Consider the following 15,199-nt stretch of genomic DNA (forward strand, 5'->3'; position numbering starts at 1 on the left):
GATATTGGGGTGTGAAATGAGCGAAATCGAAGAACTGGCGAGCAAGATTGCGGCGGCACTGAACCCGAACGCCCTGTGGGATATCGCGGCCGTGGCCGTGTACCTGCACCGCAGCGAGCAGCACACGAAGCAATGGATCGTGAAGCAAGACGGATTCCCGCACCCGCTACGCATTCCGTCCGGGAAGGGCGCAGAGAAGCCGCGGCCCCTCTGGCGCGCCAAAGACGTGACGGCGTGGGCTGAGTCTCACGTCGAAGTCTGATGCAGTTTATCGGCCAGATCGGCGGCAGTCGGGGCAAAGTACACGGATTGCAATATCCGCACGTCCTTGTGTCCGCTGATCTTGGCAAGCTCCATGACGTTGAAAATCTTGGCGAGTCGGGTAAGCGCCTCGCGTCGGGCATCGTGGAAGTTGATATCGGGCAGCATGGCGGCCTTTTTCGCCTTGCGGAACAGCGCGTCCCGAAGCGAATTGCTCACGCCGAAAACATGGCCGTCAAATTCTTTCTTGAGCGGTTCGAATTGCTCGAGAATTTTCAGAGCGCGCGCAGACAGCGGAACGTCCCGGGGAACATCGGTCTTGGTGCGCGGCAGATGGGCGAAGCGTTTTTCGGTGTTGATCCGATCCCACCGGAGATCAACGATTTCGCCAGAGCGCATCGCGGTCTCGATCGCCCAGACAAGCATGGCCCCGATTCGAGCCGATTTTGTCTTTGGAGTTTGGTCGTGCTCATAGCCGAGCGCACTCAGGAGGCTTTCAACCTCCTTGTCAGTGATGCGGCAGACCCGGGGATGCGGCTCAGTCGGGCGGCGCACCCCCTTGAACGGACTCTCCGAAATCCATTTCCACTCGTCGCGAGCCGTCGTGAAGACATGCGAGAACAGGTTAATGTCGCGCAAGACCGTTGCCGATCCTACTGGCTTGATTCCCCGCGCTGGCACGCCGGCTAGCCTCGCATCGCGCCACTTTCCCATGTGCTGGGGGCTTATGTCTGTCAGTTTTGTCGCGGCGAGGTCCGGGAAGTCTCGAATGAAGGCGGCGAATCGGATCGCCTCCCACCGATTGGCCCGCTTCGTCGGAGACACGCGCTTTTCGTACTCGTGCATGGCATCGGCTACGGTCCGGGAACTGCCGACCTTGTGCTTGCCGACGTTGATCTCATGCTCGATCTTGGTCGCCCAGGCTACCGCGTCGGCCTTATTCTTGAACGACTCGGACATGCTGATGCCGAGCGCCGGGCGGCGGATAAGCGCCCGCCACACGTCACCGCGCTTAATGAATGAAGCCATCTCGTCCCCTTGGCGTACTCTTTGGCGTATTTCTGGCGTACGGAGGATCGAAAACGGCTTGTTTCGGCTCCCTACGGCTCAAAACCCAGAACCCCAAAAATATCACACAAGTTGATGATTAGCTTGCATTTACTACTCAAAAATACGGTACACTAAAACTGCTAGTGGTGCCCGAGACCGGGATCGAACCGGTACGACCGTGAAGTCGAGGGATTTTCTTACCACTTCGGCTTTCGCCGCCAGCGCGCGCTGTTCGTGGTCTGGAGCACGCCTTCACCCTAGCCTCGCGGCCTTAGGTGCCCGCCGTCTGCTCTCTACACCTTCCCCACGTCTTGCGACGCGGGGCTTGGCTCGGTATCAGCGCGGACTCGAAAGTCCAGGGCCTTCGCCGACTTTGACGGGCTTCACCTCAGGAGTTTCCCCCGGAGGGCTCAAATTAGTTCAAGTCCCTTGTGTCTACCAATTTCACCACTCGGGCAAAGCGGACCCGGATTCTAACATTGCACGCGCTCCTTTTCGCGTCCTGAACACGTGCGCGGCAATCCTCCTTCAGGGGGAAGAAGGTTCGCGCGGAGGGCAGAGCCGTCCTTGTCAGCGCTCAGTGGGTGTCCTGCCTGCAAACGTCCAACTCGTCCTCTTCTTTGCACCTTGCACCCTCGCTCGCCAGCCGGCATGCAGTATGCAATCATCAACTCTCCCCTCTTCACCCGCGAGGACGCATCATGCGATTCGCCCAGATCAGCGATCTTCATATCACCCCGCCCGGCGAACTTGCTTATGGAAAGGTCGATACGGCAGGTTTTCTGGGCCGCGCGATCGACCGCCTCAACGCACTCGGCGACTCGCTCGACGCGGTGCTTATCACCGGGGACCTCGTCGATGGCGGCCTGCCCGAGGAATACCGGCACCTGCGTACCTGCCTGGACCGCCTGCAAGCGCCCTGCTATCTGATGGTCGGCAACCACGACGATCGCCTCGCATTACGCGAGGTGTTCGCCGATCGCGCCTACCTCCACGAGGGCGGCGCGTTCGTACAGTATGGAGTCGACATCGGCGCGCTGCGCATCATCGCCCTCGATTCGCTCATCGAAGGTGAAGACGCCGGCACACTCTGCGACGAGCGGCTCGCGTGGCTCGACACTGAGCTTGCGCAATCACGCAACCGCCCGGTTGTCGTCGCAATCCATCATCCGCCGTTCAGCACGGGCGTAGGACATATGGACGACATCCTGCTCGAGCGCGACGCCTCACGACGGCTCGCCGACATCGTGCGCGCCCACCCGAACATCGAACGCGTGCTCTCAGGTCACCTGCACCGGCCGATTCACGCGCGGTTTGCCGGCACGATCGCCTCGACCTGTCCGTCGACCGCGCATCAGGTGATGTTCGACCTGCGCGCAGACGCGCCAATTGCCTTCATCATGGAGCCACCTGCCTATGCGCTGCATCAGTGGACGGTGGATAGCGGGCTAGTCACCCACCATCTCTATATAGATTCGTTCGACGGCCCCTACCCGTTTTGAAGTAATGACGCGCCGGCCGCATGACCCACGGGCGCACGCTCGCTTGACCACCGCGCCGGCAAGAGTGCGCTCGATACGCCAATGCAAAGACTGAATCCATCGAAAGAAAATAGTAAGACTCGAAAAGAACGCGCCAAGCGCAAGCACCGCGCGTCCGGTATCATCAGCCGCTCTTCCGATTCCTTGCCCCATCAACGATGTCGACCGTCAGCACGCCCGCGCTTCCGCGCAGCACTCTGCTCCTGCTAGCTACGTCTGCCGGCCTCTCGGTCGCCAATATCTATTACAACCAGCCGCTGCTCGACAGTTTTCGCCAGAGCTTTCCGGACCAGGCGCACTGGGTCGGCGCGGTCCCGACGCTCACGCAGATCGGCTATGCGATCGGCATGTTCTTCACCTCGCCGCTTGGCGATCGCATCGAACGCCGTTCGCTGATCCTGATGATGGTGCTCTGCGAATGCATCTCGATGGCGGCCGCGGCGGTCGCGCCCTCGCTCTGGGTATTGTGCGGCGCCAGCCTGGCGATCGGCCTGCTAGGCACGATTGCCCAGCAAATCCTGCCTTTCACGGCTGAACTCGCCCCACCGGCGGAACGCGGGCAGGCGGTCGGCACCGTCATGAGCGGCCTGCTGCTCGGCATCCTGCTGGCCCGGACGGCCTCAGGCCTGATCGCGGCGGTGGCGGGCTGGCGCACGGTATTCGCCTGCGCGGTCGGCGTGATGATCCTGGTCGGCTTCGCGATCCATACCAGGCTGCCGCGCAGCACACCGACCTCGACCCTCAGTTACCCCAAACTGCTCGGCTCGATGTGGCATCTCTGGCATGAATTTCCGCTGCTGCGCGAGGCCTCGCTGACAGGCGCGGCATTGTTCGCCGGGTTCAGCGCGTTCTGGACAACGCTCGCGCTGCTGCTCGCCTCGCCCCCCTTCGGCTGGGGCCCGGAAGCGGCCGGCATGTTCGGTCTGGTCGGAGCGGCCGGCGCCCTGGTCGCTCCGCTCGCCGGGAAGTCGGCAGACCGCCGCGGACCGCGCATCGGCATCACGATTGCCATCGGAGTCTGCGCGGTCTCCTATATCCTGTTCGCCTTCTCGGCGACAAGCCTCGCCGGTCTGATCGTCGGCATCGTGCTGCTCGACGCCGGCGTGCAGGCCGCGCAGATCTCGAACCAGTCGCGCATCTTCGCGCTAAAACCCGAGGCCCGCAGCCGCATCAATACGATCTTCATCATGTTCTATTTCGCGGGAGGTGCCGCGGGCTCGGCAGCCGGCGCATATGCATGGCGGCTGCACGGTTGGCTCGGCGTGAGCATGGTGGGCCTCGGCTTCACGCTGCTCGCGGCGGCCAATCACTTGCCCAGGGGCCGGCGAGCCTGACTCGCGAGTTGCTCGAGGACTTCGATCACGCGATCGAACTCGAGTGACTTGTCGAAGAAGTGATGCGCACCGTACTGCGCGCAGCGCTGGCGGTAGGTCGGCAAGGCGTGATTGGTCAGCACGACGGCCAGGGTTGAATCGAGCATCTTGCGTCGCTGCAGATGCGCAAGGACTTCGATACCCGAGCCCTCGCGCAACTGGAGATCGACGATCACCGCATCGAACGGCTGATCGTCGAGCACCCGCAGCGCGGCCGCCGCGGAATCGGCGAATGCCCCGACACGCGCACTACCTGTGGCGTCGATCGCCTCGATCAGGCTGCGCCGGATCAGCGGCGAGTCTTCGATCAACAACACATTGAGCATCGGAGCGGCGGACATCGTCGTATGCGTCCCGGCCGTGCTTATTCGAGCAGGCCATTCTTGACAGCGTAATAGGTAAGGTCGGCATTGCTCGTCATGGCCATTTTTTCGAGCACGCGTGCGCGATATGTACTCACCGTCTTGACTGACAGGTTCAGGTCGTCCGCGATCTCGGTCGGCAACTGCCCGGCCGCGAGCTTGCAGAACACCTGGAATTCCCGCTCCGACAGACATTCGTGAGGATGATCGTGCGCGGGCCGCGTCAGCTTTTGCGCAAGCGCGTCGGCTGCCGATTCGGACAGATAGCGATGACCGCGCGCCACCGTGCGGATGGCGCGCACGATTTCGCCGGGTGCCGCATCCTTGCTGATATAACCGCTCGCGCCCGCCTTGAGCAGGTTCAGCGCGTACTGGCTCTCGGGATAGCCCGACAGCATGAGCACGCCCTGTTCAGGGCGAATCTGCTTGATGACGCGCAGCGTGTCGATGCCGTTCTTGTCAGGCATCGCGATATCGAGCAACACGACATCGAAGCCCTGCTCGCGCACGAGCGCGATCGTCTGCTCGCCATTGGCGGCTTCGGCGGCCACCTCCATATCGGGCTCATCGGCGACGAACTCCTTGAAGCCGCTGCGCACAATGGCATGATCGTCTGCGATCAGAACACGAATCATCGGCAATGGGCCAGGGTGAGCGCGAAAGCCCCCGAGATGCGGCTCCCGCAAATGAGCGCAAGAGTACGCCACCGGGCCTGAGTCCGGTGGCGTACTCCGAGAAGTCTTTATTCTACCGCCCGCACGCAACACGGCCCCGCCCGATTCACTCACGCCCTTCGAGCAGGTCCGCCATATCGTCCGCATGCTCTTCTTCGACTGCCAGAATGTCTTCGAAGAGGCGCCGCGTCGTGACGTCCTTGTCCCCGAGGTAAGCGATGATCGCCTTGTAGCTGTCGATCGCGATCCGCTCCGCGATCAGGTTCTCGCGGATCATGTCGGTCAGGGTCTCGCCTTCCGCATACTGCGAGTGGCTGCGCGCCGCCAGACCATCGGGTGCGAAATCCGGTTCGCCCCCAAGTTGGACGATGCGTTCTGCGAGCGTGTCGGCATGTTCCTGCTCCTGCCTCGCATGCTCGGCGAACTCCGCGGCGACGCCTTCGGAGTTAATGCCCTTGGCCATGAAGAAATGGCGCTTGTAGCGCAGCGTGCAAACGATTTCGGTCGCCAGCGCGTCATTGAGCAGCTTGAGCACGGTCTCCTTGTCAGCCTTGTAGCCTTCGGTGACGGCGCCTTCCTTGATGTGCTGCCTCGCGTCGCGGCGAATCTTGTCGAGATCCATCACGAAGTTGCGGCCCATGGCGGCGCCATTCTTCGGGGGGGATGTGCCGGACAAACCGCCCGCTGCCTTCGTGCGGGGTGCTTCCTGTGTAGTGTGGGCCATCTAATTGCTCCGCTTCGATACTCTATTCATAGACAAGACACCGGGTCGCGACATGGACCGCTGGCCGAAGCGCTGGGCGCTCAAGCTGCTATCGAGCAGAGTCGTCGAACACTTTGGGCAGATGCTTCCATCAGATGTATCGGCCCGGTGCCACTTCATCCTCAACCCTGCATCAAGCTCGGAACACACCGAGCAGCAGCGTGACGACAAACACGACGAGAAAGATGTAGAACAGAATCTTCGCAATCTCGGCCGCGCCGGCAGCGATGCCGGTGAAGCCGAACACGGCCGCGATGAGCGCGATCACGAAGAACACCACGGCGTAATGAAGCATGGCTGACTCCCTTTTCTTGTTGAGGGTCTAGTCGATGACCTTTTTCGCCACCACGAAACCCAGAATGAGAAACACGACGAACAGGACCACGAACACGAAGAACAGCAACTTGGCGATCGCCGCCGCGCCGGCTGCTACGCCGGTAAAGCCGAGCAGGCCCGCGATGATCGCGATCACGGCAAAGATCGACGCCCACTTCAACATGATGAAAAGTCCTCGCGGTATGAGCCTGACGCCATCCTAATAAAGGCCAACAACGGGCGCATTCGGTGGCTCGCTGGTTTTCTTGTCGGAATCCACCGACAGGCAGCGCCGCACGGGGGCGGCATACTACGGCTCTGTGCTGACGGATACCCCCACCCATGAGCTGGATGCGCCGCTGGAGCTGGGCCGTAGCGATGGTCGTCGCGATCGTGATCACGGTCGGCGGCCTGATCGTGCTCGAATCGGGCCGCGAGCGAATCGCACGCGAGTATGAAACCGCGCTCGACGCAAAGACCGCCGCCGGCGAACTCGATGCGCTGACGGCGCGACTCACGTCGATCGTCGCCTCGGCCCGCGGTTATCTGCTTACGCGCGAACCGGGCGAAATCGACACCTATGAACAGGCGTTCATGCAGGCCCATGTGCTCGCGGCCCATATCGAGGCCTACTACATCCGCATCGGCGATACTCATGCCTCGGCCCGCCTCGCCCGCGTGGTCGCAGGCCTCGATGCGCGCAAGCGCGAAATCGACGCGATCATCGCGCTCGCGCGCACCGGGCCGCTCGAGACGGCACGGTCGCAGGCGCGCGACAGCGCGGCGCTCGCCACAGGCGACACGCAGCGCGAGGGGATCAACGATCTACTGATGAGCGAGGAACAGCGCGCCCAGTCCGCACTCGACGCAAGCCGCACCGACCAGCGGATCTCGACGTTGTGCGTCGGCGCGGTGTCGGCGCTCAACATCATTCTGTTCGTGCTGTTGTTCCGCAACCTGGGCACGCAGCTCGGTGTGCAGAGCCGCGAGCAGGAACGCCTGCTGCATACGCAGAGCGAGCTCGACCGGCTGGTGCGCGAGCGCACGCGGCAGCTCGAGGCACTCGCGCGTCATCTCCAGAACGTCGGCGAGGAAGAGAAAACCAAACTGGCGCGCGAACTCCACGACGAACTCGGCGCCATCCTCACCGCGACAAAGATCGACGTCGCATCGGCACAGCGGCGTTTGAGCGGATCGGACACGGTCGCCGCCGAGAAACTCGCGCGTGCCCAGGGCCACCTCGACCAGGGCATCGCGCTCAAGCGCCGGATCGTCGAAGACATGCGGCCGACCGTCCTCGCGCACTTCGGTCTGGTCACCGCCTTGCGCACTCTTGCCGAGGAAGCGGCTCAGCGCAACGGATGGCGGCTGTCGCTCGACTTGCCCGAGGATGACATCCGGCTCGACGAAGCACTGGCGATCGCCTTGTTCCGAGTCGCTCAGGAGGCGCTGAACAACGCGGCCAAATATGCCCATGCGAGCCGCCTGGGCGTCGCGCTCTGCATTTCGGAGAGCGACGGTCCGCTCGAGGCGGGGCAGGCGTCAATCGAACTCGATATCGATGACGACGGCATTGGAATCGCCCCGGCGGACCTCGATCGCGCCCGTACGCATGGCTTGCTCGGCATGCGTCAACGGGTCGCGGCGCGCGGCGGCACGCTCGACATCGGGCCGGGCTCGCACAACAGCGGTACGCACGTTTCGGTGCGCATGCCGGTGACATCCTCCCCGCCCTAAAGGACTTTGCCCTCATCGAACCTTTCACCTGTAAGACGCCACCGACAAGAAAGCCCGAATCCACTCACACGCCGATGGCAGCGCCGCTGGCAGAACGCCTGCCGGTCGATCGCTAGGATTGATTACAGTGGATAGGCGCGATAACGGCCCGTCATGCAAGACTGCGGTGTGATGCCGCGGCAGATGTCACGCGATACCACGCACTATCCGGCCTGCGAATCTCCGGCGGTTACCGGAATCCACCCAGCCCGAAGCGAAGGAGAATAACCATGACACGTCTTATCGCGCTTGTCCTGTTGACCAGTACCGTCTTCCTGAGCGCCTGCAACACCGTCGCCGGTGCGGGCCAGGATATCCAGAAGGGCGGCGCCGCGATCGAAAACTCAGCCGACGAGCACAAGTAGGTGAGCGCTGTCCGTCGTCGGAGTACTGAACAGGGGGCGCCGAATAGGCGCTCCTTTTTTGCATCCTTACGGTTTCCCAACCTTGTCCGATCCGTTGCGGTCGTCTCCTCGACCTGCCGGCATACCTCTTTACCGGGCTCCCTTCTTCCCCCCTTGGTGCGCCTTCCTGTTCCACCTTTGGCAACGTGACCTGCGCTTTAGTCCTGCCCAGCCCACTCTCCTCCTCCGCGGCCCACCTTTTCCTGTTCCACCTTTGGCACACGTGGCCTGTGCTATCGCGGTCGAAGTCCTGCCCAGCCCTCGTCGCTTGCCGTGCCTGCCCACGCCGTGTATCGTACGAGCCTCGACGCAGGGGTCCTGCAACGGTTGAATGTTGCGGGTGAGAGATACCCTTTGAACCTGATCTGGATAATGCCAGCGCAGGGAGCGTGGTGGTCACTCCCCTCCCGGCCGCCTGCCCGTTCCCGCTTGCCGAACCTAGATCTCCTGCGTGGTCCCCTTCAGGAGATACTCATGAACGCCAATCCGAAATTCGCTTCCGCCGACGCCCACGTCGATGCGGCCGCCGTCCAGCCCTTGCCGAATTCACGCAAGATCTACGTCACCGGCTCGCGCGACGATCTGCGTGTGCCGATGCGCGAAATCTCGCAGGCCGACACACCGACCGGCTTCGGCGGCGAGAAGAACCCACCGGTCTACGTCTACGATACATCGGGCCCGTATACCGACCCCGAAGCAACCATCGACATCCGCTCGGGCCTGCCCGCCCTGCGCGCGCGCTGGATCGCCGAGCGTGGCGACACTGAACAACTCGCTGGCCTGTCGAGCGCCTTCGGTCGCGAACGCGATGCCGATCCCTCGACGGCCGGCCTGCGGTTCCCGAACCTCCAGCGCAAGCCGCTGCGCGCACGCGCGGGCCGCAACGTCTCGCAGATGCACTACGCGCGTCAGGGCATCATCACGCCCGAGATGGAATACGTCGCGATCCGCGAGAACCAACGGCGCGTCGAATATATCGAGGGTCTGCGGCAATCGGGTCCACAGGGTGCGAAGCTCGCCGAGCTGATGGGCCGCCAGCATCCGGGCCAGAACTTCGGCGCCGCGACAGCGCGCGAAATCACGCCCGAGTTCGTGCGCGATGAAATCGCCCGCGGCCGCGCGATCATTCCGAACAACATCAACCATCCCGAGTCGGAGCCGATGATCATCGGCCGCAACTTCCTCGTGAAGATCAATGCGAATATCGGCAACTCAGCCGTGACCTCATCGATCGGCGAGGAAGTCGACAAGATGACCTGGGCGATCCGCTGGGGCGGCGATACGGTCATGGACCTGTCGACCGGCAAGAACATCCACGAAACGCGCGAATGGATCATCCGCAACAGCCCGGTGCCGATCGGCACGGTGCCGATCTACCAGGCCCTCGAAAAGGTCAACGGCAAGGCCGAGGACCTGACCTGGGAAATCTTCCGCGACACGCTGATCGAACAGGCTGAACAAGGCGTCGACTACTTCACGATCCACGCCGGCGTGCTGCTACGCTATGTGCCGATGACGGCAAACCGGATGACGGGCATCGTCTCGCGCGGCGGCTCGATCATGGCGAAATGGTGCCTCTCGCATCATCGTGAAAGCTTTCTCTACGAGCACTTCGAAGACATCTGCGAAATCATGAAGGCCTATGACGTCGCATTCTCGCTCGGCGACGGCCTGCGTCCGGGTTCGATCTACGACGCGAACGACGAAGCGCAGTTGTCCGAACTCAAGACGCTCGGCGAACTCACGCAGATCGCCTGGAAACACGACGTCCAGGTGATGATCGAGGGCCCGGGCCATGTTCCAATGCACCTGATCAAAGAGAACATGGACCTGCAGCTCGAGTATTGCGACGAGGCACCGTTCTATACGCTCGGGCCGCTGACCACCGATATCGCACCGGGCTACGATCACATCACCTCGGGCATCGGGGCGGCAATGATCGGCTGGTACGGCACGGCGATGCTGTGCTATGTGACGCCGAAGGAGCATCTGGGCCTGCCCGACAAGGACGACGTCAAGACCGGCATCATCACGTACAAGCTCGCCGCACATGCGGCCGACCTCGCCAAGGGCCACCCCGGCGCGCAGATACGCGACAACGCACTGTCGAAGGCACGTTTCGAGTTCCGCTGGGAAGACCAGTTCAACCTCGGCCTCGACCCCGACAAGGCCCGCGAATTCCACGACGAGACTCTGCCGAAGGATTCGGCGAAAGTCGCGCACTTCTGTTCAATGTGCGGACCGCACTTCTGCTCGATGAAGATCACGCAGGATGTGCGCGACTATGCGGCGAAGGAAGGATTCAGCGAAACGGAAGCGCTGCGCAAGGGCATGGAAGTGAAGGCTGTCGAGTTCGTGCGCGGCGGCTCGGAAATCTATCGGAAGCAGTAAGGGAGCAACGAAGCGAAGTGCGTGCGGAACGCCGGGGGAAACCCCGGTGAAAATCATAAGGACGCTCGGGAACACGGCTTGCGCGACTCAGGACGTATGGCCTGAAATCTATTGAAACACGTCCCTTGGAATTTGCTGTGGCCTGAGCGCCGCGCTTTTCATATCCTAAAGGATAGTGCGTAAATCAGATTATCCGTGTGGGAGTCATGTCATGAAAGCGTCTTTGTCCGGCGTGGTCGCCTCAACCCTCGTGCTATCGGGGTGCTACTACCCGGGGCCGTACACCTACTATCCGCCCGTCGTGCCGGCGTCCATGGCGAACATCGAAACCATCCCGTCGAATTCGCCCGACGCCGCTTCAGGACAGCAACCCGTGCCGCAGCCGGGCACTGCACAGAACGGCGGACCTGCCGGCGCAGGGTATTCACAAGGCAGCCATCCGCCCGTCCAACAAGGGCAACAAGGCCAGTCCCAACAGCCGCCGCCCGGCTATGCAGCGGGCCAATCCTACTATGCCTACCCCGCCTACCCTGGCTATGCGGCCTACCCTGTTTATCCGGCCTACGGGTATCCGGTCTATGGCTACGGTTATCCCGGCTACGGTTATCCCGGCTATGGTTATCCCGGTTACGGCTATCCGGGTTATGGCTATCCATTCTGGGGCGGTCCCTCGGTCGCCTTCGGCTTCTCGTTCGGCGGCGGAGGCGGCCACCACCGTCATTGAATCCCGCCATCACTGAACCCGGCGTCTCCCGACCCACTGGAATCCGGCTCTGAAGGCGGTCCTTCATTCGACTCTGAGCGTAAGTTCCGATTGCGAACTAATGAAGTCCTTCCTACGCTATGGGGAAGACGTCCGGCGCGAGATCGAAAGCTGTACCACTATCTGGACGTCGACTCTTCGCATACGTATAACAAGGAGACGAGATGTTCCAGCAACTTCTAACACCTGTCGGGGACGCGCTGCTGCCGTCCTTCATCGTCGCCGCGATACCGATCATCATCGTGCTCGCGATGCTGGGCTGGCTGCGCCGGCCCGCCTGGCAGGCTTCGCTTGGCGGGCTGATCGCGGGGATCATCATTGCCATCCTGTTCTGGCAATTTCCAGCCAATCTCGCTTTCAACTCGATCGCCAATGGCATCGTGTTCGCCCTGTGGCCGATCATGTGGATCGTCTTCGCCGCGATCGTGCTTTATAACGTCGCACAGCGCTCGGGCCGCTTCGACGCGTTCCGCGCCTGGATGGTCGACAACCTGCCGAACGACCGCCGCATCGTGCTGGTCGTGATCGGTTTCTCATTCGGTGCGCTGCTCGAAGGGATCTCGGGCTTCGGCACGCCCATCGCGATCACGAGCTCGCTGCTGATCATGCTCGGCTTTCCGGCCCTCGAAGCGCTGACCTTCACGCTGATCTTCAATACCGCGCCGGTCGCATTCGGCGCGCTTGGCGTGCCGATCACCGTGCTCGGCGCGGTTACACACTTGCCCGCCGCGGCGCTCGGCCAGATGGTCGGCCGGCAACTGCCGCTGTTCGCGTTCTTCCTGCCGTTCTATGTGATCGGCGTCTACGCGGGCTGGCGCGCGATGCTCAAGGTCTGGCCTGTGCTGCTGGTGGCGGGTGCAAGCTTCGCTGTCACGCAGTTCGTTGTCTCGAACTACATCAACTACAGCCTGACCGACGTGCTGTCGTCGCTCGTCTCGTTGATCATCACGATCCTGTTCCTCAAGGTCTGGCACCCCGAGCCCGAAGCGCGCTTCGCGCTCGCGATCGACCGAGGCGCCTCGGCGCGCTCCGCACGGGGCGCCGGTGCCGAACACATCAGCGGCATCCAGGGCTGGTATCCGTGGATCATCGTCTCGGTCGTCGTGATCATTTGGACCATCGCCAAGATCTTCCTGATCGGCGACGTCAAGGTTGCGTGGCCCGGCCTCGACAAGGCAGTCTTCATTACGCTGTATCACCAGCCCTACGGCGCGATCTGGGACTTCCAGCCGCTCGCGACCGGCACGGCCATTCTCGTTGCGGCAATCATCACGGCGCTCGTGGTACGCCTGCCGGTCAGCGAATTCTTCGCGGCGATCCGCGATACCTGGGTCCAGACGCGCATCGCCATCCTGACCGTCGCGATGATCCTGGGCCTTGCCTACCTGATGAACTACTCGGGCATGACCTATACGCTTGGGCTCGGCGCGGCTTCGGTCGGGGCATTCTTCCCGCTCGTATCGGCCTTCCTCGGCTGGGTTGCCGTGTTCCTGTCGGGCAGCGACACATCGGGCAATGCGCTGTTCGGCAATCTGCAGGTGGTCGCCGCGCACCAGCTCAACCTCAACCCGCTGCTCATGGCCGCCTCCAATTCCTCGGGCGGCGTGATGGGCAAGATGATCTCGCCCCAGAACATCTCGACCGGCGTCGCGACGACCGAGCTCAAGGGCCGCGAAGGCATCGTGTTTGCGAAGACCTTCAAGCACAGTGTGTTGCTCACGATCGTTCTCGGGATTCTTGTCTGGCTCCAGCAGAATGTCCTGACCTGGATGATTCCTCCGTACTGATCGCGTTCGTTTGTTCCCGGGGAGGTCAACGCGCGATGCGGGCCTTCCCGCTGCCGATCACGCGCTTTTGGGCATAGGCCTTGCCGGTATAGCCAGCAAGGCGCATCCTGAGCCCTGCGCAGCCTTGCGGCGAACTCGAGCCAGCCCGTCGCGAATCGGCCGGCCGGTCGTGCTCAGCGAGCATGCGTGCGGGACAGTTGCCGCCGACTCGCCACCGGGCCTGTTTAACGGCACAAAAGCCCTTTGACTTAAGCGGGATTTTCCCGGGCTATCAGGGTCTGCCCGAGGTCTGATAGATTGTCGTACAAAAATGCATCCGGGGTTCCGATGGACGATGTGATGACTTCGCGCGCCTCTCGCTGCCGTCCTGCGCGGTCCGGCCCGCCCGAGCGCCGGGGCACGGGGTCATGAACCGCGCGCATGTTGCCGTCTCGCCGCGCCGCCTGGCGCCGCCGCTCGACGTCGTCCTCTCGATGATGAAGAAGGACGTCAGCAGTTGGTATGCGACCTACCGCGGCATCGAGATCCGCAGTGCTTTCCAGCCTGTCATGAGTATTTCGCATTCCCGTGTGATCGGCTTTGAGGCGCTGATGCGCGCGCGTACACCCAAAGGCGAGGCCTTGCCGCCGCCGCTCGTGTTTTCGCTTGCTCGGCGTCACGACGATGCCGTCCTGCTCGACCGCGTCTCGCGTGCAGTGCATGTGGCCAATTTCGCCGAGCAGGGGGGCGATATTGGCTGGCTGTTCCTCAACGTCCTGCCGCAGATTCTCGAAACGAGCTACGAAGACGCTGCGTTTGCCGACGAGCTGATCTCTCATTTCAACCTGACCGCCGAGCGGATCGTACTTGAAGTGCTCGAGCAACCTGCGGCTGACGAACGCACGCTCACACAAACCGTCGACGCCTTTCACAGCCGCAACTTCCTGATCGCGATCGACGACTTCGGCAGCGGGTTCTCGAATTTCGACCGCATCTGGTCGACCCGGCCGGATATCGTCAAGCTCGACCGCTCGCTCGTCGGCCGCCTGACCCAGCGCAACAGCGATCACGAACTGATGCGTCATCTCGTTTCGATGCTCCACCAGGCCGGCACCATGGTGCTGGCCGAAGGCGTCGAGGCCGACGGCGAACTGACCGCGCTCATGGAAGCCGATGTCGATTTTGTGCAGGGCTACTGGCTCGCGCGTCCGCATTTTTCACTCGCCCGCGCACGCGCTGCGGCGCTCGAACAGGTGCCGCTGCTCTGGCCTCTGTTCGGCGATCATCTGGCGCGCGCACGTCATGCGCCGGTGTTGCGCTTCGAATCGTTCGAGCAAACCATGAGCGCCGCTGCGCAAACGTATGCGCGTCACGGGGATCTCGCGCTCGCCGCATCGATTGTGTTCGAACTCTCGAGCGCGCGGCGAGTCTTCGTCGTCGACGGAAACGGCATTCAGAGCGCGCCTGCGATTCAGGTGCCGGTCGCGCCGGGTGCTGCGCTGGAACGGCGCGATGCCGCGCAGCGGCGGCTCGCGCCCCTGCTCGATACGGTTTCGAGCAACTGGTCGCGCCGCGCCTACTTCAAGCGTGCGATCGCCGCACCCGGACGCGTTGCCGTGATGGGTCCGTATTTTTCGCTCAGCGAAGGCAAGGGCTGTCACACGGCCGCGGTCGCGCTGACGATCGAGGGGAGGACGGTGGTTTTCTGCGCGGACTTCGTGCCGGATGAAGACGGGCAGGTAGCGGCCTGACTGGGATCG

The 15,199-nt window shown here is 62.6% G+C and carries 15 protein-coding genes and 1 riboswitch; of the genes, 9 read left to right on the forward strand and 6 right to left on the reverse strand.

Annotation, left to right across the window (positions count from 1 at the left end; translation table 11 throughout):
* Window positions 1–16 precede the first annotated feature (16 nt).
* Complete coding sequence (locus HV670_RS09175; RefSeq protein WP_175104459.1) at window positions 17–262, forward strand: hypothetical protein; 246 nt, start codon at window positions 17–19, stop codon at window positions 260–262.
* Here HV670_RS09175 and HV670_RS09180 read toward each other — a convergent pair.
* Window positions 247–1,290 carry a tyrosine-type recombinase/integrase gene (locus HV670_RS09180; RefSeq protein ID WP_175104460.1) on the reverse strand — a complete coding sequence of 348 codons (1,044 nt, stop codon included), beginning with the start codon at window positions 1,288–1,290 and terminating at the stop codon, window positions 247–249. The two genes, HV670_RS09175 and HV670_RS09180, sit on opposite strands and share 16 nt — an antisense overlap.
* A gap of 722 nt (window positions 1,291–2,012) precedes the next feature.
* Here HV670_RS09180 and HV670_RS09185 point away from each other — a divergent pair.
* Window positions 2,013–2,813, forward strand: coding sequence for a phosphodiesterase (locus tag HV670_RS09185; RefSeq protein ID WP_175104461.1), 801 nt, complete (start codon window positions 2,013–2,015; stop codon window positions 2,811–2,813).
* A 197-nt stretch (window positions 2,814–3,010) separates the two neighbouring features.
* Complete coding sequence (locus HV670_RS09190; protein WP_175104462.1) at window positions 3,011–4,186, forward strand: MFS transporter; 1,176 nt, start codon at window positions 3,011–3,013, stop codon at window positions 4,184–4,186.
* On the opposite strand, the gene HV670_RS09195 is transcribed toward HV670_RS09190, so the two are convergent.
* From HV670_RS09195 to HV670_RS09215, 5 genes are all read right to left on the reverse strand, one after another.
* Window positions 4,159–4,566 carry a response regulator gene (locus HV670_RS09195; RefSeq protein ID WP_175104463.1) on the reverse strand — a complete coding sequence of 136 codons (408 nt, stop codon included), beginning with the start codon at window positions 4,564–4,566 and terminating at the stop codon, window positions 4,159–4,161. The genes HV670_RS09190 and HV670_RS09195 overlap by 28 nt on opposite strands.
* A 23-nt stretch (window positions 4,567–4,589) precedes the next feature.
* On the reverse strand, window positions 4,590–5,222 hold the full coding sequence (locus HV670_RS09200; RefSeq protein ID WP_175104464.1) for a response regulator: 633 nt from the start codon (window positions 5,220–5,222) through the stop codon (window positions 4,590–4,592).
* 145 nt (window positions 5,223–5,367) lie between these two features.
* On the reverse strand, window positions 5,368–5,901 hold the full coding sequence (locus tag HV670_RS09205) for a ferritin-like domain-containing protein (protein ID WP_175104590.1): 534 nt from the start codon (window positions 5,899–5,901) through the stop codon (window positions 5,368–5,370).
* A 256-nt stretch (window positions 5,902–6,157) separates the two neighbouring features.
* Window positions 6,158–6,319 (reverse strand): DUF1328 domain-containing protein, encoded by a 162-nt coding sequence (locus HV670_RS09210; RefSeq protein WP_175104465.1) that lies wholly within the window; start codon window positions 6,317–6,319, stop codon window positions 6,158–6,160.
* A 27-nt stretch (window positions 6,320–6,346) separates the two neighbouring features.
* A complete protein-coding gene (locus HV670_RS09215; protein ID WP_175104466.1) occupies window positions 6,347–6,523 on the reverse strand; it encodes a DUF1328 family protein in 177 nt (58 codons plus the stop codon).
* A gap of 158 nt (window positions 6,524–6,681) precedes the next feature.
* Here HV670_RS09215 and HV670_RS09220 point away from each other — a divergent pair, with 158 nt between their 5' ends.
* The 6 genes from HV670_RS09220 to HV670_RS09245 all read left to right on the forward strand — a co-directional run bounded on the left by HV670_RS09220 (window position 6,682) and on the right by HV670_RS09245 (window position 15,190).
* Window positions 6,682–8,076, forward strand: coding sequence for a histidine kinase (locus HV670_RS09220; protein WP_175104467.1), 1,395 nt, complete (start codon window positions 6,682–6,684; stop codon window positions 8,074–8,076).
* Window positions 8,077–8,345: 269 nt separating this feature from the next.
* Window positions 8,346–8,480, forward strand: coding sequence for an entericidin A/B family lipoprotein (locus HV670_RS09225; protein ID WP_175104468.1), 135 nt, complete (start codon window positions 8,346–8,348; stop codon window positions 8,478–8,480).
* Between the two features lie 340 nt (window positions 8,481–8,820).
* A riboswitch (TPP riboswitch) is annotated at window positions 8,821–8,923 on the forward strand.
* 70 nt (window positions 8,924–8,993) lie between these two features.
* Window positions 8,994–10,910 carry a phosphomethylpyrimidine synthase ThiC gene (gene thiC / locus HV670_RS09230; protein ID WP_175104469.1) on the forward strand — a complete coding sequence of 639 codons (1,917 nt, stop codon included), beginning with the start codon at window positions 8,994–8,996 and terminating at the stop codon, window positions 10,908–10,910.
* Window positions 10,911–11,121: 211 nt separating this feature from the next.
* Window positions 11,122–11,634 (forward strand): hypothetical protein, encoded by a 513-nt coding sequence (locus tag HV670_RS09235; protein WP_175104470.1) that lies wholly within the window; start codon window positions 11,122–11,124, stop codon window positions 11,632–11,634.
* 203 nt (window positions 11,635–11,837) lie between these two features.
* Entirely contained in the window at window positions 11,838–13,460 is a 1,623-nt protein-coding gene (locus tag HV670_RS09240; protein WP_175104471.1) for an L-lactate permease, read from the forward strand.
* Between the two features lie 407 nt (window positions 13,461–13,867).
* Window positions 13,868–15,190 (forward strand): EAL domain-containing protein, encoded by a 1,323-nt coding sequence (locus HV670_RS09245; RefSeq protein ID WP_175104472.1) that lies wholly within the window; start codon window positions 13,868–13,870, stop codon window positions 15,188–15,190.
* Window positions 15,191–15,199 lie beyond the last annotated feature (9 nt).

It is taken from the genome of Pararobbsia alpina (assembly GCF_902859895.1).
In the GTDB taxonomy this organism is placed as follows: domain Bacteria; phylum Pseudomonadota; class Gammaproteobacteria; order Burkholderiales; family Burkholderiaceae; genus Pararobbsia; species Pararobbsia alpina.